Origin of the sequence: Nocardioides lianchengensis, assembly GCF_900101465.1 — a bacterium.
GTDB lineage: Bacteria > Actinomycetota > Actinomycetes > Propionibacteriales > Nocardioidaceae > Nocardioides > Nocardioides lianchengensis.
Window position 1 is genome coordinate 400477 of the sequence record NZ_FMZM01000004.1, and the last position, 24521, is coordinate 424997.

Here is a 24521-nt window from a genome sequence, read left to right on the forward strand (position 1 = left end):
CTGCCGAGCACGCCCCGGCGGCCCTCACGGACCGCCGGGGCGTGCTCCATTTCGGGGACACGGGAGACTGGCCGGCATGAGTGGCGTGGTCGTGGTGGGCGGGATCAACCAGGACGTGACCGTCCGTGTCGAGGCCCGGCCGGCGCCGGGCGAGACGGTGGTGGGTGACGGGCCCGCGGTCAGCGCGGGCGGCAAGGGCGCCAACATGGCGGTCGCAGCGGCCCGGGCCGGGGCGGCCGTCGTCCTGTGCGGGGCGGTCGGCGACGACGCGGCCGGCCGGACGCAGCTGGAGCAGCTCGCGGCGGCCGGCGTGGCCACCGACCGGGTGGCGGTACGACGCGACGCGGCCACCGGGACCGCGCTGATCGTGGTGACGCCGGACGGCGAGAACGCCATCGTGGTCGGTGCCGGCGCGAACGCGACGCTGGCCGACGACGAGGTCGCCGCCACCTGCTCCGGCGCGGCCGTCGTCCTCGCCCAGACCGAGGTCGGCGCCGGACCGGTCGACGCGGCCGCCCGCGCGGCGGCCGCCGGCGGCGGCCGGCTGGTGCTCAGCCCGGCGCCCGTCGTACCCCTCGCGTCGGAGACGCTGGCCCTCGCCGACCCGCTGGTCGTGAACGAGTCCGAGGCGGCCGACCTGTGCGGCGAGTCGAGCGCAGCGGCCGTCCTGGCCCGGACCGGCGCGCGGTCGGTGGTCGTCACCCTCGGCGCCGCCGGCGCCCAGCTGGCCGACGCCACGGGCAGCCGGCAGCTCCCGGCCCCGCGCGTCGACGCCGTCGACACCACCGGCGCGGGCGACGTGCTCGCCGGCACCCTCGCCGCCGCCCTGGCCGACGGCGCCGACCTCGACGCCGCCGTCCGTCGCGCCATCGCCGCCGCGGCCGAGTCCGTCGGGTACGCCGGGGCCCGGGCCCGGCTGTAACGGCCGACCCGCGTTCGGCCCAGCGACCGGCTCAGGCCCGGTCGTGCAGGGTCACCTGATAGCCGTCGGGGTCGGCGAAGGTGAAGGTCCGGCCGAAGGGACCGTCGATCGGCGCCGAGACGATCGGGTGACCGTCCGCGGCGAGGGCGTCGTGGATGGCCTGGACGTCGGTGGCGTGCAGCCAGATCGCGACGCCGAGTCCGGGCTGGGCGACGGAGTCGAGATCGGTCCCGGGTACGACGGTGCGGAGCGCGAAGGCGATCGGCTTCGTCTCGAACACGACGGCGTGCGGCGGGCCGGCCGGAGAGCGGACCAGGCCGAGGTAGCGCTCGTAGAACGCCTGCGAGGCGTCGAGGTCGCGCACCTGGAGCGAGATGAAGTCGGGGCCGATGGCGGGCATGGTGGGTCCTCTCGAAAGTTTGTCAGTTATCTGACACTGAAGATATGTCAGACTACTGACATGAGTCAATCGCGCGCCGGCATCGACCTGGAGACGTCGCTGGGCTATCTGCTGAAGGAGACGTCGAGCGCGCTGCGCACCGCGATGGAGACGGTGCTGCGCCCGCTGGGCATGACCATCACCCACTACTCCTGCCTCGAGCTGCTGGCCCAGCGGCCCGGGCTGTCCAGCTCCGAGCTGGCCCGCGGCACCTTCGTCACTCGTCAGTCGATGAACGTGCTGCTCCAGGCGCTCGAGCGCGACGGGCTGGTGACCCGGCCCGAGCAACCCGCCGCGGGCCGGGTGCTGCCGACCGAGCTCACCGCCGCGGGCCGGGCGCAGCGCGCAGCGGCGAGCGCTGCGGTCAGGGAGGTCGAGCTGCGGATGACCTCCGGGCTGGACGCGGCCGAGCAGGCGCAGCTGGGTCAGCTGCTGTCCCGGTGCGGCGCGGCCCTGCGCGAGCCGGGGCCGGAGTCGCCGCAGCCGTGACGCACGGAGGGCCCCGCGCGGTGCGCGGGGCCCTCCGGGTCGATGCTCAGCCGACGGTCAGCGGACCACCTTCACGGTGCGCTGGACGGCGGTGGAGGGGGCGGTGCTGGCCGAGCCCAGGTAGGCGGCCCCGATCCGGTGCTTGCCGACCTTGCGGATCTTGACCGTCACGACCGCCCGGCCGCCGCGCAGGACGACCCGCTTGACGACCTTGCCGTCGACGCGGACCGCCACCGTGCCCGTGGCCCGCGGGTTCGACGCCACGACCACGGTCACCGTGACCGGCTTGCCCTTCTTGACCCGGGCCTTGTTCACGCTGACCGTGGTCCGCGAGGCCACCTTGGCCACCGGCGCGGTCGCCGCCGACGTGCTGACGCCGGGCGCCTTCCCGGCCTTCGACGCGGTCACCCGCACCGAGAGCCGCTTGCCGATGTCGGCGGCGCCGACCCGGTACGACGCCGCGCGGGCACCGCTGATCGCGGCCCCGTTGCGCAGCCACTGGTAGCCGAACGTCAGCCCCTTGGTGTTCCACGACCCGGTGGTCGCCCGCAGCGTCGAGCCGAGCTTCGCGACCCCCGCGACCTGCGGCGCCACGATCGCGGCGACCGTGTCGACGTCGGTCAGGCTGACCGTCTCGGTGCGCAGCGCCTCGGGGTTGCCGGCCACGTCGGTCGAGGCGAAGTCGACCACGTGCTCGCCGTACCCGCTGACCACGACCGGCTGCTCGCCGAGCGTCGTCCACTCCCCGCCGTCGACCCGGTACGTCGTCGCCGCGACCCCGCTGGTGGGGTCGGTGGCGGCGAAGGCGAGCGTCGCCCGGTCGGACCCGTCGACGCCCGCGCCGCGGGTCGCCGTCAGCGTCGTCACCGGCGCCACGGTGTCGATCCAGACCGGCAGGGTGCCGGTGGAGACGTTGTCGTCGGCGTCGGTCGCCCGGTACGACAGCTCCTGCTTGCCGTCCCCGGTCACCGCGACCGGCCCGGCGTACGGCGCCCAGGTCGCCCCGCTCGCGGTCTCCACGAGCGGAGCCGGGTCCCGGGTGTCCGCCGCGGCGACCGCGACGGTGACGTCCGAGCGGTACCAGCCGGCGTCGCCGGCCGCGCCGGCCGCGACGACCGCCGAGACGTCCGGGCCGCGGGTGTCGGCCGCGAGCGGCAGCACCCACAGGTCGGCGATCGAGGGGTCGAAGAAGCCGTCCTGGGCCCGGGTCCCGAGGCGGTACTCGTAGCGGACCCGCACCGTCCCGGTGTTGTCGAGCGCGGCCGGGTCGGTGACCGGGAAGTCGTAGACCTTGAACCCCTCGCCGCCCTCGGCGCGCGGCAGCAGGTGCTCCCGGACCAGGACGTCGTCGACGTAGACGTCGTACTTCTTGGTGTAGGGACCCGAGTAGGTCTCCACGTTGCGGAGCACGAAGGGCTTCCCGGCCGGCACCTGCACCTGGGCCGAGAACCACGAGCCGGGCGTGCCCGAGTTGGCGTAGCGCCGGGTCAGGCCGGCCTCGGTGTTGACGCCGCTGCTCGGCGACTTCTGCAGGGCGTGGGCGTTCTCCGACGCCGTGTCCCCGAAGTCGACGTGGTCCACCGACGCCGCCGGCGGGCGGGGCGCGGTGAGCGTCAGGTCGACGGTGCGCTCGGCCAGGGTCGCCCCCGCCCGGCGGACGGCGACGTCCACGGTGATCGGCTCGGTGCTGGCCCGGTCGAGCGGTACGACGACCGGAACCGTCACGTCCACCTGGCCACCGGCGGGCACCAGCACGTCGGACGACGGGACCGTCCGCCAGCCGGCCGGCAGGGTCAGCGCCACGTGCGCGCGGACGTCCGTCGTCCCGCTGTTGCTGACCGGCACGGTGACGACCGCGTGGTCGGCCGGGTCGGTCGCGTCGGTCGCCGCCGTGACGGTGCCGACGGCCAGGCCGGAGGTCACCGACGCCCAGCCGGGCGTCGAGGCGGTGACCGTGAACGGCTCGCCGTCCAGGGTGAGGGACAGCGCCAGGGTGGCGTCGTACCCGCCCGGGTCGGCCTGCTTCGGCACCGACACCGTGAACGGCAGCTGCACCGAGCCGCCGGCGGGCACCGACGCGGCCGAGACGGCCGCCGTCCCGAGGCCGGCCACGGTGACCGTGCCCTGGAGCCCGGTGAGCGCCTTCGTCCCGGCGTTGGTCACCTCGACCGTGCCGGCGAGGGTGCCGCCGGGGACCGCCACGCCGGCGACCGGCGGGAGGGCGACGGCTACGCCGACCGAGGCGGTGTAGGCGTTCACGAGCAGGCCTTCGAGCCCGGTCACCCGGGCGACCAGGTCGGCCCGGACCGGCTCGGCCAGCTCGGCCGTCGTGAGCCAGGTGCGCAGCCCGCGCACCCCGTCGAGGGCCTCGTCGAGCGCCGCGGTGACGGCGGCCCGGTCGTCGCCGAGCCCGGCGAGGAGCGCCGCGTCGACGTCGGAGCGGACCGCGTCGACCGCGGTGTCGAGCTGCTGGCGCTGCGCCGCGGAGACGTCCCCGGCCCCGGCGAGGTCGGCCACGTGGGACTTCAGCTCGTCGAGGTCCGCGGCGATCTCGCCGACCCGGGTGTTACCCTCGGTGACGTCGAAGTCGTAGCGGCCGGAGCCGACCGTGACGGTGACCGTGTCGCCGTCGTCGGTCACGTCGGTGACGCCGTCGACGTCGCCGAGCAGCTCACCGCCCTCGCTGACCGCCGACGGGTTCGCGGCGGGCAGCACGACCTGGGCCGTGGTGTTGACCGGCACCTGCACCTGCAGCGCGAGGTCCTCGCCCGTCAGCCTCCAGTCGGTCGAGATCGGCCCGTACGCCGAGGCGAAGTCACCCGCGCCGTGGGTCAGGCCACCCCCGACGACCGGGGCGATGCGGGTCGACCTGTAGCCGGCCTCGACCGGCGTGATGCCACCGATGTTCTGGTACATCCAGTCGCCGACCGCGCCGTACGCGTAGTGGTTGAAGGAGTTCATCTCGACCGGGCCGAACGAGCCGTCCGGCATGATCGAGTTCCAGCGCTCCCACATCGTGGTGGCGCCCTTCTCGATCTCGTAGCCCCAGGACGGGTAGTCCTTGTGGAGCAGCATCGTGTAGGCGAGGTCGTCGCGGCCGATGCTGCTCAGCGCCGGCAGCAGCCACGGGGTGCCGAGGAACCCGGTGGTCAGGTGGTTGTCGCTCGCCGCCAGCTTGGCCACGAACTTGGCGGCCACCTTCTCGCGCAGCGCCGGGTCGGCGACCATGCCCATCCCGAGCGCCATCGCGTAGCCGGCCTGGCTGTTGCCCTGCACGACACCGTTGGCCTGCACGAACTCGTCGACGAACGCCTCGCGGACGGAGGTCGACAGCGCGGCGTACTCAGCGGCGTCCGCGTCCTCGCCGATCGCCGCCGCCATCTCCGAGAGCATCCGGGCGTCCTCGGCGTAGTACATGGTGCCGAGCACGCCGACGCTGGTCGGATCGTCGAGGTTCAGCCAGTCCTCCCAGTGCCCGCGGTTGGAGTCGATCAGGTCGGCGCCCGCGCTGGTGCGCACGAAGCCGAGGAACTTCTCCATCGCCGCATAGTTCTCACGCACGATCCGACCGTCGCCCCAGGCCTTCCAGGTCGCATACGGCACCGTGATGCCGGCGTCGGACCAGCCGAGGCCCGAGCCGAAGTCGCCGGCGTTCGGCACCACCGGCGCGATCCCCGGGAAGTTCCCGTCCGTGTACGCCGCGTCGCGCAGGTCGGTCATCCACTTGGCGAGGAAGCCGCGGGTGTCGCGCAGGTAGCTGGCCGTCGGGGCGAACACGTTGATGTCGCCGGTCCAGCCGAGCCGCTCGTCGCGGGCCGGGGTGTCGGTCGGGACCGACAGGAAGTTGCCGCGCTGGCCCCACGAGATGTTGCTGACCAGCTGGTTCAGCATCGGGTCCGAGGTCGCCAGGTCGCCGGTCGCGGCGAGGTCCGAGCCCCAGACCACGCCGGTCACGTCGGCGAGGGCCGGGGCGGCCGTCGTCCCGGTGATCTCGACGTAGCGGAAGCCGTGCTGGGTGAACTTCGGCGTGTAGGTCGCCGTGCCGGTCGAGGCGAAGGTGTAGGTGTCGGTGACCTTCGCCGAGCGGAGGTTGGCGGTGTAGAGCGTGCCGTCGGGGTTGAGCTCCTCGCCGTACCGGATGGTGACGGTCCTCCCGGCCTGGCCCTGCAGCCTCATCCGGGCGACGCCGACCAGGTTCTGGCCGAGGTCGTAGACCTCGACGCCGGGCGCGGGGGTGGTGTGCACCCGTGCCGGGACCTCACCGGTCACGCGGACCGGCTCGTCGGGCTGCGGCACCAGGCGGGCCGTCGTGTCGGTGGCCGCGGTGACCGGGTTCCAGCCGGTGTCGTCGAAGCCGGGCTCGTCCCAGCCGGGCTGCTCGGCGCGGGCGTCGTACGACTCGCCCTCGACGTTGTCGGCGGCGACGTAGGGGCCGAAGTGGCTGGTCCAGGTGTCGTCGGTCGCGACGACCTGCGAGGTGCCGTCGGTGTAGTCGATGCGCAGCTGGGCGATCAGGCCCAGGTTGGCACCGTAGTGACGGAAGCCGAAGGACGCGATCTTGCCCGCCCACCAGCCGTCGCCGAGCTCCGCGCCGAACGCGTTCTCGCCGCTGCGGACCTGGGCGGTGACGTCGTAGGTCTGGTGCTGGATCCGCTTGCGGTACTCGGTCCAGCCGGGCGCGAGCAGCTGGTCGCCGACCTTCTCGCCGTTGAGCTGCAGCTCGTAGACGCCCTGGGCCGACGCGTAGACCCGCGCCGACTCCACCGTCTTGCCGGGCTGGGTCGTGAACGACGTGCGCAGCAGCGGCTTGTTCGCGTCCTTCGAGCGGTAGAGGACGTCCTTGCGCTCGGCGACGCGCAGACCCTGCGCGGTCAGCCGGCCGCCGTCGAACGGGTTGCTCGACGAGAAGTCGGTGTCGAGCAGGACGGTGCCGTTCTTGCGGGTGACCTTGACCTTCTTGATGTCGGCCGACTCGTCGCCCTTGCCGTCGGCGAAGTCCTGGCGGAAGCCGACGAAGCCCCGGGTGAACTGCGAGTCCGTGCGCTGGTCGATCTGGGTGCCGTCGAGCAGGGTGGTGATGGTGCTGCCGTCGACCGTGATCGTCAGGCGGTGCGTGCCCTCGAGGAGCTGGGCCGAGGTGATGCTGGTGATCGGCTGGTTCCCGAGGAGGGCGTAGCCGTTGTTGACCCGCTTGTGCGGGCGGAACTTCGGGACGCCGGTGCCGTCGGCCGTCGAGATCTGCCACATGTAGGCGTTGCTCGTGTTGGCGGCCCGGACGAACACGCCGATGGCCAGGTCGGCGATGTCGAAGTCGATGTCGGCGGTGTAGTCGTCCCAGGTGTCGACCTCGCCCGACGTGGACTTGCCGATCCAGTCGGCCTGCCACTCGCCCGCGGCCAGGACGCCGGTCTCGAAGGACGCCGGCGCGCTCCAGGCCGAGGCCTGGTCGGTGCCGTCCCAGGTCCGGACCTGCCACACGTAGCGGGTCTGCGAGGTCAGCGCGGGCCCGTCGTACAGGACGTCGGTCTGGCGGTCGGAGGCGACCTTGCCGGAGTCCCAGACGTCGGCGTCGCCGAGTGCGTCCTCGCTGCTCGCGACCCGGACCTGGTAGGCGCTCTGCACGACGCCGCGAGCCGTCGAGGCGGCCTGCCAGCCCAGGCTGGGGTCCTCGCCGGGGATGCCCAGCGGGTCGGTGCGGCCGTTGACCGTCAGCCCGGACAGCTGCACCACCGCCGGATCGGCGGCGACTGCGGCCGTGGCGACCGCGCCTGCGGGGGCGGTCACCGCCACGCCGAGCCCCCGACGAGGGCGAGGGCCGCGAGCGCCGCGGTGCCGCGACGTGCGGCGGGGGTCAGAACTCGGTTCACTGCGTCAGTCCCATCGATCGAACCATCGGCGTGACAGCGGTCACGCACTGTCGTGAACCGTTTCACAGAGGACTGACAGGCGCTAGGGATGCGTCTCAGGTTGACGGGATCCGGTCAGACGCGGTTCAGCGGGCTGAACCGACGAGAAGTGCTGGTCTGGCCCCCCTTCCCAAAGGGGGTGACGGCTGCCACAATCCGGCTGGAATGATGAATCGTTACAGCGAGGGCGAGAACCCGGTGCCCGACCGCCCCGACGACCTGACCCTGCGACTGCTGGCGCAGATCGCGGACGGCGCGACGACCGCCCAGGCCGCGGCCGCGTGCAACGTCTCCGAGAGCACCCTGACCCGCCGGATGCAGGCGCTGCGGCGCGCCTGGGGGCTCGACAACACCATGCAGGTCGTCGTGCACGCGGTGCGGCTCGGCCTGGTCTGAGCCGGGCGGGCGCGGGCTCCGGCGCTGGGCGGGCGGGCCCCACTGGAGCAGCTCAGCCGACGATGATGACGTGCAGGGTGCGGGGGCCGTGGACGCCCTCGACCCGGTCGAGCTCGATGTCGCTGGTGGCCGAGGGGCCGCTGATCCAGGTCAGCGGGCGGGCCGGGTCGAGCAGCTCGACCGCGTCGGGGACGTCGGCGACGACCTGGTCGGTGCGGACGATGCAGACGTGCCGGTCGGGCACCAGGGTGATCGCCCGGCGACCCATGCCGGCGGTGTGGTCGAGCACGATCGTGCCGGTCTCGGCGATCCCGACCCGGGCGTCGGTGACGACCACGTCGATCGCGTCGAGGTCGGCCGAGGTCAGCGTGCCGTCGTCGACGGTCGCGCCCTTGACGGCGACCGAGAGGCCGGCGGGCACGACCACCGTCGCGCCCTTCGGTACGGCGGCGCCGACCTTGCGGGCCAGCTGGGCCGGCGTGCAGCGCTCGACGATCGCGCGGTAGTCCTCGACCCGCTCGGCGAACAGGTCGACCACCTCGGCGTGCGGCCGCTCGGCCAGGCGCGGGGAGGCGACCGGCTCGCGGTCGGGCTCGACGTCGGCCAGCGCGCGTCGTACGCGGCCCAGGATCTCGTCGCGGGCGGTCGTCACTTCGTGCCTCCGTCGGTGCGCTTCCACCAGGCGCGGAACGACTCCGCGGGCGGGGCGGGCAGGTCGCGGGCGCTGGTCCACTTCGCGGCGCCGGGACCGGGGATCCGGCCGGCGGCCCTGCGACCACCCGGGAGCGTCGTACGGCCGAAGCGGGAGAGGACCCGGCCGGCCAGGCCCGAGCCACGCTCCGCGAGCGAGAGTCGCTTGGCGTCGGAGAGGACGTACGCCGCCCCCTTGAACGCGACCGCCTCGAGCTTCGAGACGGTGTCGTCACGGTGGCCGTCGACGACCTTCGAGCGGAGGTGGACCAGCACCTCGGGGATGTCGATGCGGACCGGGCAGGCCTCGAAGCAGGCGCCGCACAGCGAGGAGGCGTAGGGCAGCGAGTCGGTCTGGGCGTCGCCCGTGCCCTTGAGCAGCGGGTTGAGGATCGCCCCGATCGGGCCGGGGTAGACCGAGCCGTAGGCGTGCCCGCCGGTGCGCTCGTAGACCGGGCAGACGTTGAGGCAGGCCGAGCAGCGGATGCAGCGCAGCGCCTGACGGCCGACCTCGTCGGCGAGCGCGTTGGTGCGGCCGTTGTCGAGGAGGACGACGTGCACCTCCTGCGGGCCGTCGCCGGGCGTGACCCCGGTCCAGGTGGAGGTGTAGGGGTTCATCCGCTCGCCGGTGGACGAGCGCGGCAGCAGCCGGAGCAGCGGGTCCAGCTCGGTCCAGCTCGGGACCACCTTCTCGATGCCGACCACGGAGACCAGCACGTCGGGCAGGGTCAGGCACATCCGGCCGTTGCCCTCGGACTCGACGACGACCAGGGTCCCGGTCTCGGCGACGGCGAAGTTGGCGCCCGAGACGGCGACCTTGGCGCGCAGGAACTTCTCGCGCAGGTGCTCGCGGGCGGCACCGGCCAGCGCGGCCGGCTCGTCAGTGAGCCCCTCGGGGGCGGGCTTGCCGACCAGGCCCATCTCGCGGATGAAGATCTCGCGGATCTCGGCCCGGTTGCGGTGGATGGCCGGGACCAGGATGTGGCTGGGCAGGTCGTGGCCGAGCTGGACGATGATCTCGGCCAGGTCGGTCTCCCAGGCCGAGATGCCCTCGGCCTCGAGTGCCTCGTTGAGGCCAATCTCCTGAGTGACCATCGACTTGACCTTCACGACCTCCTCGGCCGCATGCTGCTTCGCCACCGCCACGACGATCGCGTTGGCCTCGGCCGCGTCGCGGGCCCAGTGCACGGTCGCGCCGGCGGCGCTCAGCCGCTCCTCGAGCAGGACCAGGTTCGTCTCCAGGTCGCGCAGCGCGCGGTCCTTGACCGCGGCACCGGCCAGGCGGAGGTCCTCCCAGCCCAGGTTCTCCTCGACCTCGGCGACCAGCTTGGAGCGCTTGGCCCGGATGACCCCGGTCGCGTGGGAGAGGTTGTGGCGCAGCTGGGTGTCGCCGAGCGCGGCCTTGGCCGCGGTCGGGAAGGCCGGCATGCCGACGAAGGTGCCGCTCATCGGGGGGCCTCCTGGGCGCGGGTCGGGGCGGCCGGGGCGGCGAGCACCGGCGCGTCCTCGGTCGAGGCCAGGATCTCGGCCAGGTGCATGACGCGGACGCCGGAGCGCTGCCGCGAGAGCACGCCGCCGATGTGCATCAGGCAGGAGTTGTCGCCCGCGACCAGCACCTCCGCGCCGGTGTCGCGGACGTGGCGGGCCTTGTCGGCTCCCATGGCGATCGAGGTGTCGGCGTTCTTGACCGCGAAGGTGCCGCCGAAGCCGCAGCACTCCTCGGCCTTCGGGAGGTCGGTGAGCCGGATCCCGCGGACCTTCTCGAGCAGCTGCCGGGGCCGGTCGCCGACCCCGAGCATCCGCAGCGAGTGGCAGGTCGGGTGGTAGGTGACCCGGTGGGGGAAGTAGGCGCCCACGTCGGTCACGCCGAGCACGTCGACCAGGAACTCGGTCAGCTCGTAGGTCTTGGGCGCCGTCTCGGCGACCGCCTGCACCAAGCCGGCGTCACCGGAGCGCTTCGCGACGATCCCGTGCTGGTGGCGGGCCGAGCCGGCGCAGGAGCCGGACGGGGTGACGATGGCGTCGTACCCGGCGAAGGCGTCGACGAAGGTGCGGACGACGGGCACCGCCTCGTCGAGGTAGCCGGTGTTGACCATCGGCTGCGCGCAGCAGGTCTGCGCCGCCGGGAACTCGACGTCGACGCCGAGCCGCCTCAGCAGCGTGACGACGGCCTTCCCGGTCTCGGGGAACATCGCGTCGTTGACGCAGGTGACCATCAGTGCGACCCGCATGCTTCTCCATCCTCTGACCTTGCTGTGGTCAGACCACAGGACAGAACGATAGGCTCGCCCCGCTCCGCCGGTCAAACGGCGGTACGACGAGGGAGGACCGCGTGACCACGACCGACGGCTGGCAGCCCGTCGCCCGGGCGCGCGCCTACGAGCTGGTCGTCGAGCGGGTCGAGGAGCAGATCCTGGCCGGCACCCTGAAGGTCGGCGACCGACTGCCCGCGGAGCGCGACCTGGCCGCGCGGCTGCAGGTGTCGCGGGCCGCCGTACGGGAGGCGATGCGGACGCTCGAGGCGCAGGGCGTGGTCCGCTCGGGGGTCGGCTCGGGCCCGGACGCCGGGACCGTGGTCTCCGCGCTGCCGTCCGAGGCGCTGACCCGGGTGCTGCGGCTGCACGTCGCGCTGGCCAACTTCGCGATGGCCGACGTGGTCGCGGCCCGGGTGATGCTGGAGCGCTCGAGCGCCGGGCTGGCCGCGGCGCACGCGTCGGCCGAGGCCCTGGCCGAGATCGCGTCCCCGCTGGAGGCGATGGCCGGCGACGCCGACCGCGAGACGTTCAACGACCTCGACACGGCCTTCCACATCGCCGTCGCGGAGGCCGGCGGCAACCGGCTGGTCGCCGACATGACGATCGCCATCCGCGAGGCCATGCGGCTGCCGATCCTGCGCGAGCTGGAGCAGCTCGGCGAGCGCTGGCCCGAGGTGCGCGCGGCGCTGACCGCCGAGCACCGGGCCATCCACGCCGCCATCGCCGCCGGTGATCCCGAGCGCGCGGCCACGCTGATGGAGGGACACATCCACTCGTCGCGCCGACTGCTGGCGCCCTGAGCCGCCGAAGCACGGGGACGCCCCGCCGACCGGGGGGATTGATCGGCGGGGCGGTTCCCCGTGCAGAGGTCAACCATCTCCGAACGACACCCCGCCCGGCATCGTCCGATCGGTCAGCCTGCCGGGACCGATCGGCCATGTGCGGCCCTCCCCCTGTGGACAGCCACGCCGAGTCGGCGCACATGTGCGCCGACTCGGCGGAGTTGTCCACAGGGGTGCGGGTCAGGAGCGGCAGAGGGCGGCCTCCACCGTGGCGCTGACCGCCGCGACGCCCTCAAGCGTGTCGGGCAGGGCGGTGACGGCGACGACCGCCCAGCGGCCGTCGTCGGTCACCAGGTTGCGGGTCTCGAAGCCCTGGATGTCGCCGCCGTGGCCCCAGCCGCGGAGGCCGCACGGGAGCCGGTGGCTGGCCAGCCCGAGGCCGTAACGCCAGCCCGGCTCGGCGTCGAAGCCGGGCGCCCGCACGGTCCGGCGCATCTGCGCCAGCTGCGCCGGGGCGAGCAGGCGACCGTCGAGCAGCGCCTGCATGAACCGGCCCAGATCGGCCGTCGTAGAGACCAGCTGCCCGGCCGCCCCGCCGAGGGACGGGTCCATCCGGGTGATGTCCTCGTACGGCGCCCCCGGCTCGTCGGCCCAGTAGCCCCGCGGGTGCACGCCGCGGATCCGCTGCTCCCCCTGCCGCGGCCAGTAGGTGTCCTCGAGTCCGATGGGCCGGATGATCCGCCGGGTGATCTCCTCACCGATCGGCCGTCCGGTCACCCGCTGGGCGAGCAGCCCGAGGACGACGTAGTTGGTGTTGCTGTACTCCCACTTCCGGCCGGGCTTGAAGTGCCGGCGCTCCCCGAGGGCGGCGCCGAGAAGGTCGTACGGCTCGAAGTACTGGCCGGCGATGGACTGCAGGGACCCGCCCTGCGCCTCGACGATGGTGTCGTAGTCGGGCAGCCCGCTCGTCTGCTGGAGCAGCTGGCGCACGGTGATCCGGCGGCCGTCGTTCCCCCTCCCCCGGACGACGCCCGGCAGGTACCGCTCGACCCGCGCGTCGAGGTCGACCTTCCCCTCCCCCACCAGCTGCAGGACGACGGTCGCGGTGAACATCTTGGTGTTGCTGGCGATCCGCACCCGTCCGTCGGCGGGGACCGGCGAGCCGTCGCGCAGGTCACCGACGCCGGCGGTGTAGCGGCGCACCCGGCCGTCGCGGCCGCGGACCGTGGCGATCACCCCCGGGAGCCGCTGGTCGGTCACGAGCCGGTCGAGGCGGCGCTGCAGGCCGGGGTCGTGCGCCGGTCGTGGATCGGCGGCGGGAGCCGCCGGAGCTGGTGCCGCCGGAGCGGGAGCCGCCGGGGCGGGCGCCGTCGGGGTGAGGGTGGCGGCGACGAGGGCCGCGGCCAGCAGGATCTTCCGAGAAGTGGTCATGGCTCGACGCTAGGAAGGCCGCCCCCTGCGCATCGAGCGGCGAAGGATGGAGCCTGCGGGTTGCATCCTTCGGTGGAAGCCGGGCCGTCGGCGCCCCGGCTAGCGTGCTGCCATGGCGCGGAGCGGAGCGAGGGTCGCCGCGGGCGCATGGGTGCTCGCGGTGCTGCTGCTGGTCGCCCTCCCGCTGCTGGCCACGGACGAGGACGGCATCCCGTCCTTCGAGCACGCCGCCTGGTGGGCGACCCTGGGCGTGGTGACCGCGGCCTCCGCCGCCCTCGTCGTACGACGGCGCCGGCCCGCCGCGGTCGCGCTCGCGACCGCGGCAGCCGTCCCGGCCGCTGCGGCCCTCGGTGCCGCCGGCGCGATCGGCGTGACGTCGGTGGCCTTCCTGGTCGGCCTCTACACGCTGGCCACCCAGCGCCCGTGGCAGGACGGCTGGCCGGTCCTGACGGCGGCCGGCCTGCTGGTGGCGGCCGGCCAGGCCGGCGCCGCGGTCGACGACGGCGTCGCCCCCGGTACGGCGGTAGGCGCGGGCGCGCTGCAGGCGCTCGTGCTGACCGGCGGCACCCTGCTGGTCGCCGCGCTGGTGGTCGCCCGCCGCGAGACCCGCACCGCCCAGGACGAGAGGATCCGGGCGCTGGAGCGCGAGCAGGATGCCCTGGTCCAGGCCGCCGTCGCCCGCGAGCGCACGGCGATGGCCCGCGAGCTGCACGACATCGCCGCCCACCACCTGACCGGGATCGCGGTGCTCAGCGCGGCCATCGCCACCCAGGTCGACACCGACCCGGCGGGCGCGAAGGCCGCCGTCGCGGAGGTACGGCGCGAGAGCACCGCCGTCCTGCGCGACCTGCGCCGGCTGGTCGGGCTGCTCCGCGAGGACGACGGGGTGGCGGCCGGCGTACGGACGGAGACGCTGGCGGGCATCGCCGGGCTGGTCGAGCTGGCCCGGGTCGCGGGCCAGCAGGTCGACCTGGAGGTGCTGCCCGACGCGGCCCGTGTGCTCGGCGCGGGGATCGGTCCGCTGGCGCAGCTGGCGTCGTACCGGATGGTCCAGGAGGCCCTCGCCAACGCCGCGCGGCACGCGCCCGGGGCGCCGTGCACCGTCACGGTGGACGACCGCGACGCCGCCGCGCTGGTGGTCACCGTGACCAACGGACCGGCACCGCGGCAGGCCGACCCGGGCGTCCGTGGTGGACTCGGCCTCGTGGGGATGCGCGAGCGGGCCGAGCTGACCGGCAGCACCGTCGAGGCCGGTACGACGTCCGCCGGCGGCTGGCGGGTCCGCCTGTGGACGCCGCGGGCCGAGGGGGACGCGTGATCCGGGTCGTGGTGGCCGACGACCAGCCGATGGTCCGGGCCGGCCTCACCACCCTGCTCGGTGCCGCCCCCGACATCGACGTCGTGGCGGCGGTCGAGGACGGCGCCGCGGCCGTGACCGCCGCCCGGGAGCTGCACGCCGACGTGGTCTGCACCGACATCCGGATGCCGGGGACCGACGGCATCACCGCGACCCGCGCGCTCTGCGGGCCGGGCGTCGAGGACCCGATCGCGGTGCTGGTGCTGACGACCTTCGACATCGACGAGTACCTCTTCGGCGCCCTCGAGGCCGGCGCCTCCGGGTTCCTGCTCAAGGACGCGGAGCCCGAGGAGCTGCTGGCCGCCGTACGCGCCGTGGCCGCCGGCGAGGGCACCATCGACACCTCGCTCACCCGGCGGGTGCTGCGCGAGGTCGTCACCCGGCGCGGCACCCGCCCGGTCGTCGCCGTCGGCGGCTCCGACCTGCTGACCGCGCGCGAGCTCGACATCCTGCTGCTGCTCGCTCAGGGCCTCTCGAACGACGAGATCGCCGCCGAGCTGGTCCTGGAGGTGTCGACGGTGAAGTCGCACCTGGCCCGGATGATGCCCAAGCTCGGCGTCCGCTCCCGCCTCCAGGCCGCCGTCTGGGCCTACCAGAACAAGATCGTCGACGTCCCCGACTGAGCGCCGCGGCGAGCCGGCGTGGGCGGGCTCGGGGCCGCCCGGAGAGTTTCATCGGCTAGCCGACAAAGCTCACGCCGGGACGACAAAGGTTCATCGTCCAGCCGTGAGTTTCATCGGCTAGCCGATAAAACTCTCACCCCCGGCGCCGGCCGCCCGGCCGCAGGTCAGAGGCGGAGGGTGCGCTCGGCGTACGGGACCAGGCGGACCGGGCCGAGGAGGCCGTAGGGCTGGCGGGCGGCGACGCCGTACACCTCGGGGGTGACGGTGCGGAGCCGGTTGAGGAGGGTGGAGGCCACCTCGACCTCGATCACGTTGCGCCCGCGGCGCAGCCGGTCGCCGAGGTCGACGGTGGTGTCGAGGACGTCGCTGGGCGGGAGCCGGTGGCCGTTGACGGTGACCCGGAAGGTGTCGTTGACCTCGCCGAGCTCCAGGACGGCGCCGTCGCCGTCGGTCCAGTCGCGGCCGAGGTCGACGACGGTGCGGTAGCGGCCGATGCCGGACACGTCCTCCAGCCCGGGCAGCTGCGACCAGGGCGCCAGCGTCGTCAGCGTCGTACGACGGACCGGCCGCACCGTCTGCGTCGCCGAGGAACCCGGCTGCCAGTCCTCGACCGCCAGCTCCCACGACGTCGGTACGACGGCCTCGCGGACCCGGTCGACAGAGGTCCGGACGACCCGCCCGGAGGCCAGCGTGGCGGTGTGCGCACCGGCGGTGGCGGCCCGGAGCACCACCCGCGACCCGACGCGCCGCACCGGCGCGGTCGAGGCGACCACGGCCGGGGTCCGGTCACTGCGCGAGGCGGGCGTCAGCGCCACCACGGTCGACTGGCCGGGCAGCAGGTCGACGGTGACCCGGACCCGGTCGCCGGACCGCTCGTAGGCGGCGACCGGCGTGACCGTGCCGGTCCAGGCGTCGAGCAGGTGCGGCACCGACGACCGGTCGGTCGCCGTCAGCCAGACGTCCTGGGTGACCCGGACCAGCTTGCGGTTCTCGGCGTGCTTGGCGTTGGCCAGGTAGTAGAGATCGGTGTCGCCGACCACCCGGCGCACGTGCGCGACGGTCGACGTCTCGTGGGTGACGGCCGGGCGCACGCCCAGCGCGGCGAACGCACCCGGCAGCTCGGCGTCGGTGAGCACCGACCGGGTCGTCGGCAGCGCCGCGAGCTCGGCCAGGAGCGCGCGCAGGGCGGAGGTCTCCCCCGGCTGCGCGAGGCCGACCGGCTCGGCCGTCGACCAGTCGCCGAGCAGCACGACCGGCAGCCCGGCCCGCCCGAGCGCCAGGACCCGACGGGCCGTCGCGACGGCCATCGTCCGCTCGGCGCCTCGGAACTGGTCCGGCCCGATCACCATCACCCGGTACGACGGCCCGTCCGGCGCGAGCACCCCGCCCCGCACGCGGGCCAGCGGCAGGTCGAGCAGCGCGGGCGTGGCGAACGAGTGCGTCCAGCCGGTCGGGATGCCGGTGTTGGTCGCCCAGGGCGCGCCGATGCCGGTGGAGGTCCAGCCCTTCTGGCGCAGGAACACGACGTCGTACGTCGGGGTGCCGGTCTGCAGCACCAGCTGGGTGCGGGCGAGGTAGCCGGCCACGTCGGGGATGTGCCGCCACTGCGGGGTGCGCGGGCCCCAGGCCTCGCCGTACCCGATGGCGCCCTTGTAGTACGGCGAGAACGCGGCGAAGCCGGGCCAGCTGACGCCGGGCGCGTCGGCGTAGGCGAAGCCGTGCAGGACGCACTGGTTGACACCCGCCGCGAAGATGCTGTTGAGCGTCTGCAGCGCGCGGTCCCAGGTCGTGTTGTAGGCGGCGCCGTTGTAGCAGGCCGCCTCGCACGACAGGATCGTGTGGCCGGCCAGGTCGCGTCCGCCCGCCATCACCCGGTAGTCGTCGAGGTTCTTGAAGCCCAGCGACTCCGTCTCGGGTACGTCGAGCAGCGCGGCGTGCTCGACGGTGTCGGTCTCCAGGCCGTAGGGCTGCACCCGCAGGCCCATCCCGAGCGAGCGCGCGAAGCGCTGCAGCACCAGCAGGTGGTGGTCGCGGTAGAGGTCGCTGAGCACCTGGTTGAAGTCGTCGCGCACCCGGGTGGTGGTCACGGCGTCGAACGCGAAGAGGTACTTCTCGTGCGCCTCGACGACCACTGGGAGGTACGGCAGCAGGTCGTAGCCGGCCCGCTTCCGGAACTCCGCCAGCATCAGCGGCGTCCAGATGGTCGCGTCGGTCTCGATCTCGAGGGAGTCCTCGAAGAGGTAGCCGCCGGCCTTCCTCAGCAGCCGCCGCATCTCGCGGTCGAGGATCCGGTCCTCCCACAGGTCGACCACGGCCGCGGAGCCGGCCGCGCTGAAGTGGTCGACGACGTACGACGGCGGGTCGGTGTGCGGGCCCGCCTCCGGCTCCTGCGCGGAGCCGCGGCGCCAGTAGGACAGCAGCACCCAGGCGCCGTCACCGGGCGCGGTCCAGGCCAGCCGCCCGTCACGGACCCGGTCGGTGAGGTCGACGCGGGACGCCGGGTCGAGGGTGGTGATCGCCTTGACCGTGCCGAGGTCGCGGAAGGCCTGCACGGCCACCAGCTCCCGCCGGGTGCTGGCGGCGGCCGGTGCGACGACCGGCTCCGGGACGACGTCGTCGTACGACGCCCCCGCCGCGAGCGTCACGACGCCGTGGGCCAGCTCGGCGCAGGCGGCGTCGTCGTCGGGCGTGACGGTCGGGACGGCCGCCGGCCAGGACGGGCCGACGGTGACGTCGATGCGCACGTCGCGACGGGCGCCGCGGGCCAGGGCGGCCTTGACGCCGCGGACCCAGGCCGGAGTGCCCCAGCCGTGGCGGGCCAGGTCCATCTCGATGCCCCGGGCGTTGAGGCTGTGGGTGACGTCGGCGATCTCCAGGACGCCGAAGCCGGCGTCGGCGACCTGGTCGACCTCGCGCTCGACCTCGCGGGGGTCGACGAGCCCGTTCGGCCACCACCAGCGGAACCCGGCCGCGGTGGCGGTGCCGGGCCGGGCGAAGGACCGGAGCAGGTCCGTCGCCCGGCCGGGTCCACCGCCGTGGGCGCCCGCCGGCGCCGCCCCGGCCACGGCTGCGAGACCGAGGCCGGCGGCGGCTCCTCCGAACAGCGTCCGCCGACGAAGGGGATGAGGGGTCGGTCGGACGTCGTTCATCTGGGCTCCCGAGAGGTGGAGTGAGGGGATGGTTGGTCGGTGGTGCGGGGTGGGTCAGCGGGTGATGCGGGCCTCCGCCGCGTCCCAGTCGGTGCCGGGACGGGGCTCGAAGCGGTGCAGCTCGTGCGTACGACGGACCAGGTCGCGCATGGCGCCCAGGTCCTTCAGCGGCGCCCCGAGGGTGCGGGCCTGGACCAGCACGTTGCCGAGCGCGGCCGCCTCGGACGGGCCGGCGAGGACCGGGATCCCGACCGCGTCGGCGGTGAGCTGGCAGAGCAGGTGGTTCTGCGAGCCGCCCCCGACGATGTGCACCACCGACGGCGACCGGCCGGCGAGCTCGGCCGCCGTACGCAGGTGCTTGCGGTAGGCCAGGGCCAGGCTGTCGATGACCGTGCGGGCGATCGCGACCGGCGTCCGCGGGATCGGCTCGCCAGCCTCCTCGGCCAGCTGCTGGATCCGGGACGGCATGTCCCCGGGCGGCAGCAGGCGCGGGTCGTTGATGTCGACGACGGTCCGCAGCGCGGGTGCGTCGACCGCACCCTCGAGGACGGCCGCGAGGCTGGCCTCGCGGATCCGCTGGTCCGACCAGGTCCGCAGGCACTCCGAGAGCACCCACAGGCCCATCACGTTCTTCAGGAACCGGACCGTGCCGTCGACGCCGCCCTCGTTGGTGAAGTCGGCGAGCCGCGCGGCCTCCGACAGCACCGGCTTCTCCAGCTCCAGCCCGACGAGCGACCAGGTGCCGGAGGAGATGTAGGCGAAGTCGTCCTCGGTGGCCGGCACGCCGACGATCGCCGAGGCGGTGTCGTGCGACCCGACCGCGACCACGGGGACGCCCGCGTCGACGCCGAGCTGCTCGGCCACCTCGCCGAGGACCGGGCCGATCACGTCGCCGGCGTCACGCAGCGGCGGCAGGATCGCCCACGGCACCCCGACCCGCTTGGCCAGGTCGACCGCCCACTCGCGGGTGGTCACGTCGTACAGGCCGGTGGTGGAGGCGTTGGTGCGCTCGGCGCCGATCTTCCCGGTCAGCCAGTACGCCAGCAGGTCGGGCAGCAGGAGCAGCTGCTCGGCCGACTCCAGCGCCGCGGTGCCCTGGGCCGCCGCGAGCTGGTAGATCGTGTTGAACGGCAGGTTCTGCAGACCGGTCGTCGCGTACAGGTCGGCCGCGCCGACCTTCTCCAGCACCCGGGCGGGGACGCCGTCGGTGCGGGAGTCGCGGTGGCTGTAGGGGTTGCCGAGCAGGTTGCCGTCCCGGTCGAGCAGGCCGTAGTCGACCGCCCAGGAGTCGATGCCGATGCCGTGCAGCGGACCGGTGCGGGCGACCTCACGGACGCCGTTCAGGACCTCGCGGTGGATGCCGAGGACGTCCCAGAACAGCGAGCCGTTGGCGCGCACGCCGCCGTTGGGGAAGCGGTGCAGCTCCTCCAGGTGCAGCGAGCGCGGGCCCACCCGGCCCGCCATCACGCGGCCGCTGGTCGCGCCGAGGTCGACGGCCGCGACGCGGACCGGCGAGCCGGGCCGGGTGGCTCCCGTCATCGCAGGAACGCCGCAGCCACGCCCGCGTCGACGGGGACGTGCAGGCCGGTGGTGTGGGTCATGTCGGGACCGCAGAGCACGAAGACGGCGTTGGCGATGTTCTCCGGCAGCACCTCGCGCTTGAGGATGGTGCGCTGCGCGTAGAACTTGCCGAGGTCCTTCTCCTCCACGCCGTAGACCGCGGCGCGGTTGGCGCCCCAGCCGCTGGCGAAGATGCCCGATCCCGCGACGACGCCGTCCGGGTTCACGCCGTTGACCTTGACGCCGTGGGCGCCGAGCTCGGCGGCGAGCAGCCGGACCTGGTGGGCCTGGTCGGCCTTGGTCGCGGAGTAGGCGATGTTGTTCGGGCCGGCGAAGACGGAGTTCTTCGAGGAGATGTAGACGATGTCGCCGCCCATCTCCTGCTCGATGAGCACCTTGGCCGCGGCCTTCGAGACCAGGAACGAGCCCTTGGCCATCACGTTGTGCTGCAGGTCCCAGTCGGCCTCGGTGGTCTCGAGGAGCGACTTGGACAGCGACAGACCGGCGTTGTTGACGACCAGGTCGAGACCGCCGAAGGCGAGCACGGCCGCGTCGACCATGGCCTGGACGGCGTCCTCCTTGGACACGTCGGCGGCGACGCCGACGGCGACGTCCGAGCCACCGATCTCGGCGGCGGCGGCCTGGGCCTTCGCGAGGTCCAGGTCGGCGATGACGACGCAGGCGCCCTCGGCCGCGAGCTTCTTGGCCGTGGCCTTGCCGATGCCGCCGGCGGCACCGGTGATCAGCGCGATCCGGGTGGCGAGCGGCTTGGGCTTCGGCATCCGCTGGAGCTTGGCCTCCTCGAGCGCCCAGTACTCGATGCGGAACTTCTCCGCCTCGTCGATCGGGGCGTACGTCGAGAGGCCCTCGGCGCCACGCATCACGTTGATGGCGTTGGTGTAGAACTCGCCGGCCACGCGGGCGGTCTGCTTGTCCTTGCCGAAGCTGAACATGCCGACGCCGGGGACCAGCACGATGAGCGGGTCCGCGCCGCGGATCGCCGGGGACTCCGGCGTGGCGTTGCGGTCGTAGTAGCCCTGGTAGTCCTCGCGGTAGGAGACCGCGAGCTCCTTCAGGCGGGCGATCGAGTCCTCGACCGACGCCGACGCGGGCAGGTCGAGGATGAGCGGCTTGACCTTGGTCCGCAGGAAGTGGTCCGGGCAGGACGTGCCCAGGTCACCCAGGCGCGGGTGCTCGCTGGCGGCCAGGAAGTCGAGGACGACGTCGTGGTCGGCGAAGTGGCCGACCATCGGACGGTCGACCGACGCGATGCCGCGGATGGTCGGGGCCAGGGCAGCGGCCTTGGCGCGACGCTCGGCCTCCGGCAGGGCGCCGTACCCCTCGAGGGCGGGACCGAAGGGCTCGGCCTTCGAGTGCTCGGCGATGTACGACGCCGCGGTGTCGATGATCCACAGCGAGTTGGACTCGGCCTCCTCGGAGGTGTCGCCCCACGCGGTGATGCCGTGGCCGCCGAGGATGCAGCCGATCGCCTGCGGGTTCTTCTCCTTGATCTCGGCGATGTCGAGACCGAGCTGGAAGCCGGGGCGACGCCACGGGACCCAGACGACCTTGTCGCCGAAGATCGTGGTGGTCAGCTCCTGGCCGTCCGCGGCGGTCGCGATCGCGATGCCGGAGTCGGGGTGCAGGTGGTCGACGTGCGCGGCGTCGACGAGACCGTGCATCGCGGTGTCGATCGACGGCGCCGCACCACCCTTGCCGTGCAGGCAGTAGTCGAACGCGGCGACCATCTCGTCCTCGCGGTCGAGACCCGGGTAGACGTCGACCAGCGCGCGCATCCGGTCCAGGCGGAGCACGGCCAGGCCGCTCTCTTTCAGGGTGCCGAGGTCGCCACCCGAGCCCTTCACCCAGAGCAGCTCGACGGGCTCACCGGTGACCGGGTCGGTCTCGGTGCCCTTCGCCGAGGTGTTGCCGCCCGCGTAGTTGGTGTTCTTGGGGTCGGCGCCGAGGCGGTTGGACCGGGCGATCAGCTCGGCCGCAGCAGGGTTGGTCATGATGCCTTTCTCGTCTTCTGGGGAAGGGGTTCGGGTGCGCGATCAGGGGCGGACCGTCAGGTCCAGGACAGCTGGGTCCCGCCGACGCGGGACTCCTCGATCTGCTGCTGGTAGCCGGACGCGGCGTACGCCTTCATCGGGCTAGCGGGCAGACCGCGCTCCTCGCGCCAGGCGGCGAGGTCGGCGCGGACGTCGGTGTAGAACGCGTCGTTGAAGATCTCGTGGGCCCCGAGGACGTCGCCGGCCTCCTGCGCCGCGCTCAGCGCGTCACGGTCGACGAGCAGCGCGCGCGCCGTCATCTCCTGGACGTTGAGGACCGAGCGGATCTGGCCGGGGATCTTGTCCTCGACGTTGTGGCACTGGTCGAGCATGAAGGCCACGTCGGAGTCGGGGCCGTAGCCGCCGCCGCGGATGACCTCGAAGATGATCCGGAACAGCTGGAACGGGTCGGCCGAGCCGACGATCAGGTCGTCGTCGGCGTAGAAGCGGCTGTTGAAGTCGAACGAGCCGAGCTTCCCGAGGCGCAGCAGCTGCATCACGATGAACTCGATGTTGGTGCCGGGCGCGTGGTGGCCGGTGTCGAGACAGACCGTGGCCCGCTCGCCGAGCGCGCTCACCTGCGCGTACGACGTACCCCAGTCCGGGACGTCGGTGTGGTAGAACGCCGGCTCGAAGAACTTGTACTCCAGGACCAGGCGCTGCTCCTCGCCGATCCGGTCGTAGATCGCGGAGAGCGACTCGTGCAGGCGGTCCTGACGGCCGCGCAGGTCGGCCTGGCCCGGGTAGTTGGAGCCCTCGGCCAGCCAGATCTTCAGGTCACGCGAGCCGGTCGCGTCCATCACGTCGATGCACTCGAAGTGGTGGTCGATCGCCTTCTGGCGCACCTTCTTGTCGATGTGCGTCAGGGCGCCGAACTTGTAGTCGTCGTCCTGGAAGGTGTTCGAGTTGACGGTGCCGAGCGCGACACCCTGCTCCGCGGCGTACGCGCGGAGGGCGGCGTAGTCGTCGGTCTTGTCCCACGGGATGTGCAGGGCGACCTTCGGCGCGAGGCCGGTGAAGCGGTTGACCGTCGCGGCGTCGGCGATCTTCTCCTCGATGGAGCGCGGGGTGCCGGGCGTGCCGAACACCTTGAACCGGGTGCCGGAGTTGCCGAACGCCCACGAGGGCAGCTCGATGGCCTGGCCCTCGAGCTGCGGGGCGATCTGGCTGAACGTCGTCATCGTGACATCACTTCTCGGTGGTCGGGGCGGCCGGGGGTGTGGCTGCCGTGGTGTTCGGGAGGAGGGCCAGCTGGTCCTCCAGGTGGAAGACCTCGCGGAGCTGGACGAAGCCCGTGTCGGGCGCCGCCCCGTCGAGGTCGACGAAGAACTCGGCCATCTCGGCCTGCCAGCGGGCGTTGACCTCGGTGGCGGCCATGCCGGCCTGGGCGGCGGCGAGGTCGGGCGTCTCGACGTAGCCGATCAGCAGCCCGTCCTCGCGCAGGAAGAGGGAGTAGTTGTGCCAGCCGGTCTCGTGCAGGGCCGCGAGCATGTCGGGCCACACGGCCGCGTGCCGCTCCTGGTACTCCGCCATCCGGTCCGGTCGGACCTGGAGCTGGAAGCAGACGCGCTGCACGGTTCCTGCCTTTCAGGGGTGTTCGGTGCTGGTGGTGCGGTGCCGGTACGGCGGGGTGTGGGGTGCCCGGCCGGCCACGGGAGAGCCATGGCCGGCCGGGCGGGTCTCGCGGGGTGGTGCGGTGGTGCTTCGGTACGTGCTGCTTCGGTGCTGATCGCGACCCTTGGTCGAGGTTTCGAGACGGGGTGCGCAGCCCCGAGCAAGCTCGGCTCTGCGCAACCCTCCTCAACCTGATCGCCTGGTGCTGACTTCGGTGCTGGTGAGACTGCGGAACCAGATGGGTCTCGACACGCCGGTTGCGACTTCGTTCCTCAGTCGCACGGCTCGCTCGACCACCATCAGCGGATCCGCTGACGCGTCTCCGCTCAGAAGTCGAAGTCGGCGATGTTGTCCTTGTTGAAGCGGAACGGGTCGCCGAGCAGGACGGTGTTGTCCGCGCCGACGGTGAACTCGCCGAGGTCGCCGGCGGTGAAGGAGTCACCCTCGCCCTCGATGTCGCCCTTGACGAGCGCCTCGGCGGCGTAGGCGGCCAGGTAGCCCAGGTCGCCCGGGTTCCACAGGGCGAACTCAGTGACGGTGCCGTCGTTGACGAAGTCACGCATCTGGTTCGGGGTGCCCAGACCGGTCAGCGCGACCTTGCCCTTGGCGTCGGAGGTGGACAGGTAGCGCGCGGCAGCGGCGATACCGACCGTGGTCGGGGAGATGATGCCCTTGAGGTCGGGGTGCTTGTTCAGCAGCGCCGCGGTCGCGTCGAACGACTTCTGGTCGTCGTCGTCACCGTAGACGGTGTCGACGACCTTGATGTCGGGGTGCGAGGCAGCGATCTCGTCCTCCATGAGGCCGATCCACTCGTTCTGGTTCGTGGCGTTGGCCGCCGCGGAGAGGAACGCGATCTC

General features: G+C 73.2%; 18 protein-coding genes. 6 read left to right on the forward strand and 12 right to left on the reverse strand.

From position 1 onward, the window contains the following. Positions 1-76: 76 nt before the first annotated feature. Positions 77-922, forward strand: coding sequence for a PfkB family carbohydrate kinase (locus tag BLT76_RS09700; RefSeq protein WP_090854405.1), 846 nt, complete (start codon positions 77-79; stop codon positions 920-922). Positions 923-953: 31 nt separating this feature from the next. Here the strand turns inward: BLT76_RS09700 and BLT76_RS09705 are convergent, their stop codons facing one another. After that, complete coding sequence (locus BLT76_RS09705) at positions 954-1322, reverse strand: VOC family protein (protein ID WP_090854408.1); 369 nt, start codon at positions 1320-1322, stop codon at positions 954-956. A gap of 60 nt (positions 1323-1382) precedes the next feature. Between BLT76_RS09705 and BLT76_RS09710 the strand changes: the two genes are divergently transcribed. Further along, positions 1383-1850, forward strand: coding sequence for a MarR family winged helix-turn-helix transcriptional regulator (locus tag BLT76_RS09710; protein ID WP_090854411.1), 468 nt, complete (start codon positions 1383-1385; stop codon positions 1848-1850). A gap of 57 nt (positions 1851-1907) precedes the next feature. Here BLT76_RS09710 and BLT76_RS09715 read toward each other — a convergent pair whose 3' ends face one another. Further along, positions 1908-7634 carry a family 78 glycoside hydrolase catalytic domain gene (locus tag BLT76_RS09715; RefSeq protein ID WP_139175464.1) on the reverse strand — a complete coding sequence of 1909 codons (5727 nt, stop codon included), beginning with the start codon at positions 7632-7634 and terminating at the stop codon, positions 1908-1910. A gap of 287 nt (positions 7635-7921) precedes the next feature. On the opposite strand from BLT76_RS09715, the gene BLT76_RS09720 reads away from it, so the two are divergent. Beyond that, positions 7922-8152, forward strand: coding sequence for a LysR family transcriptional regulator (locus tag BLT76_RS09720; RefSeq protein WP_139175465.1), 231 nt, complete (start codon positions 7922-7924; stop codon positions 8150-8152). A 52-nt stretch (positions 8153-8204) separates the two neighbouring features. On the opposite strand, the gene BLT76_RS09725 is transcribed toward BLT76_RS09720, so the two are convergent. From BLT76_RS09725 to BLT76_RS09735, 3 genes are read right to left on the reverse strand one after another with little or no spacing between them, the layout of a single operon-like run. Beyond that, entirely contained in the window at positions 8205-8804 is a 600-nt protein-coding gene (locus BLT76_RS09725; RefSeq protein ID WP_090854421.1) for a LutC/YkgG family protein, read from the reverse strand. Then, a complete protein-coding gene (locus BLT76_RS09730) occupies positions 8801-10291 on the reverse strand; it encodes a lactate utilization protein B (RefSeq protein ID WP_090854424.1) in 1491 nt (496 codons plus the stop codon). The genes BLT76_RS09725 and BLT76_RS09730 overlap by 4 nt, the downstream gene beginning before the upstream one ends. Then, entirely contained in the window at positions 10288-11073 is a 786-nt protein-coding gene (locus BLT76_RS09735) for a (Fe-S)-binding protein (RefSeq protein WP_090854427.1), read from the reverse strand. The genes BLT76_RS09730 and BLT76_RS09735 overlap by 4 nt, the downstream gene beginning before the upstream one ends. Before the next feature lie 101 nt (positions 11074-11174). On the opposite strand from BLT76_RS09735, the gene BLT76_RS09740 reads away from it, so the two are divergent. Continuing rightward, positions 11175-11897: a FadR/GntR family transcriptional regulator gene (locus BLT76_RS09740; protein ID WP_090854430.1), complete on the forward strand. Its 723-nt coding sequence runs from the start codon at positions 11175-11177 to the stop codon at positions 11895-11897. A 222-nt stretch (positions 11898-12119) separates the two neighbouring features. On the opposite strand, the gene BLT76_RS09745 is transcribed toward BLT76_RS09740, so the two are convergent. After that, entirely contained in the window at positions 12120-13310 is a 1191-nt protein-coding gene (locus BLT76_RS09745) for a serine hydrolase domain-containing protein (protein WP_090854433.1), read from the reverse strand. 112 nt (positions 13311-13422) lie between these two features. On the opposite strand from BLT76_RS09745, the gene BLT76_RS09750 reads away from it, so the two are divergent. Together BLT76_RS09750 and BLT76_RS09755 are read left to right on the forward strand one after the other, a co-directional pair. Further along, positions 13423-14628 carry a sensor histidine kinase gene (locus BLT76_RS09750; RefSeq protein WP_090854438.1) on the forward strand — a complete coding sequence of 402 codons (1206 nt, stop codon included), beginning with the start codon at positions 13423-13425 and terminating at the stop codon, positions 14626-14628. Next, positions 14625-15290 (forward strand): response regulator, encoded by a 666-nt coding sequence (locus tag BLT76_RS09755; protein ID WP_090854573.1) that lies wholly within the window; start codon positions 14625-14627, stop codon positions 15288-15290. Before BLT76_RS09750 ends, BLT76_RS09755 begins: the two co-directional genes overlap by 4 nt. 164 nt (positions 15291-15454) lie before the next feature. Here the strand turns inward: BLT76_RS09755 and BLT76_RS09760 are convergent, their stop codons facing one another. The 6 genes from BLT76_RS09760 to BLT76_RS09785 form a co-directional block, all read right to left on the reverse strand. Further along, a complete protein-coding gene (locus tag BLT76_RS09760) occupies positions 15455-18439 on the reverse strand; it encodes a glycosyl hydrolase (protein WP_090854441.1) in 2985 nt (994 codons plus the stop codon). 54 nt (positions 18440-18493) lie between these two features. Then, entirely contained in the window at positions 18494-19978 is a 1485-nt protein-coding gene (locus BLT76_RS09765; RefSeq protein WP_090854444.1) for a rhamnulokinase, read from the reverse strand. Beyond that, a complete protein-coding gene (locus tag BLT76_RS09770; protein WP_090854447.1) occupies positions 19975-22011 on the reverse strand; it encodes a bifunctional aldolase/short-chain dehydrogenase in 2037 nt (678 codons plus the stop codon). The genes BLT76_RS09765 and BLT76_RS09770 overlap by 4 nt, the downstream gene beginning before the upstream one ends. A 56-nt stretch (positions 22012-22067) precedes the next feature. Further along, on the reverse strand, positions 22068-23231 hold the full coding sequence (gene rhaI / locus BLT76_RS09775; protein WP_090854450.1) for an L-rhamnose isomerase: 1164 nt from the start codon (positions 23229-23231) through the stop codon (positions 22068-22070). A 7-nt stretch (positions 23232-23238) separates the two neighbouring features. After that, positions 23239-23625, reverse strand: coding sequence for an L-rhamnose mutarotase (locus tag BLT76_RS09780; protein WP_090854453.1), 387 nt, complete (start codon positions 23623-23625; stop codon positions 23239-23241). A 365-nt stretch (positions 23626-23990) separates the two neighbouring features. Continuing rightward, the coding region (locus BLT76_RS09785; RefSeq protein WP_139175466.1) for a substrate-binding domain-containing protein at positions 23991-24521 on the reverse strand (531 nt) is incomplete at its 5' end.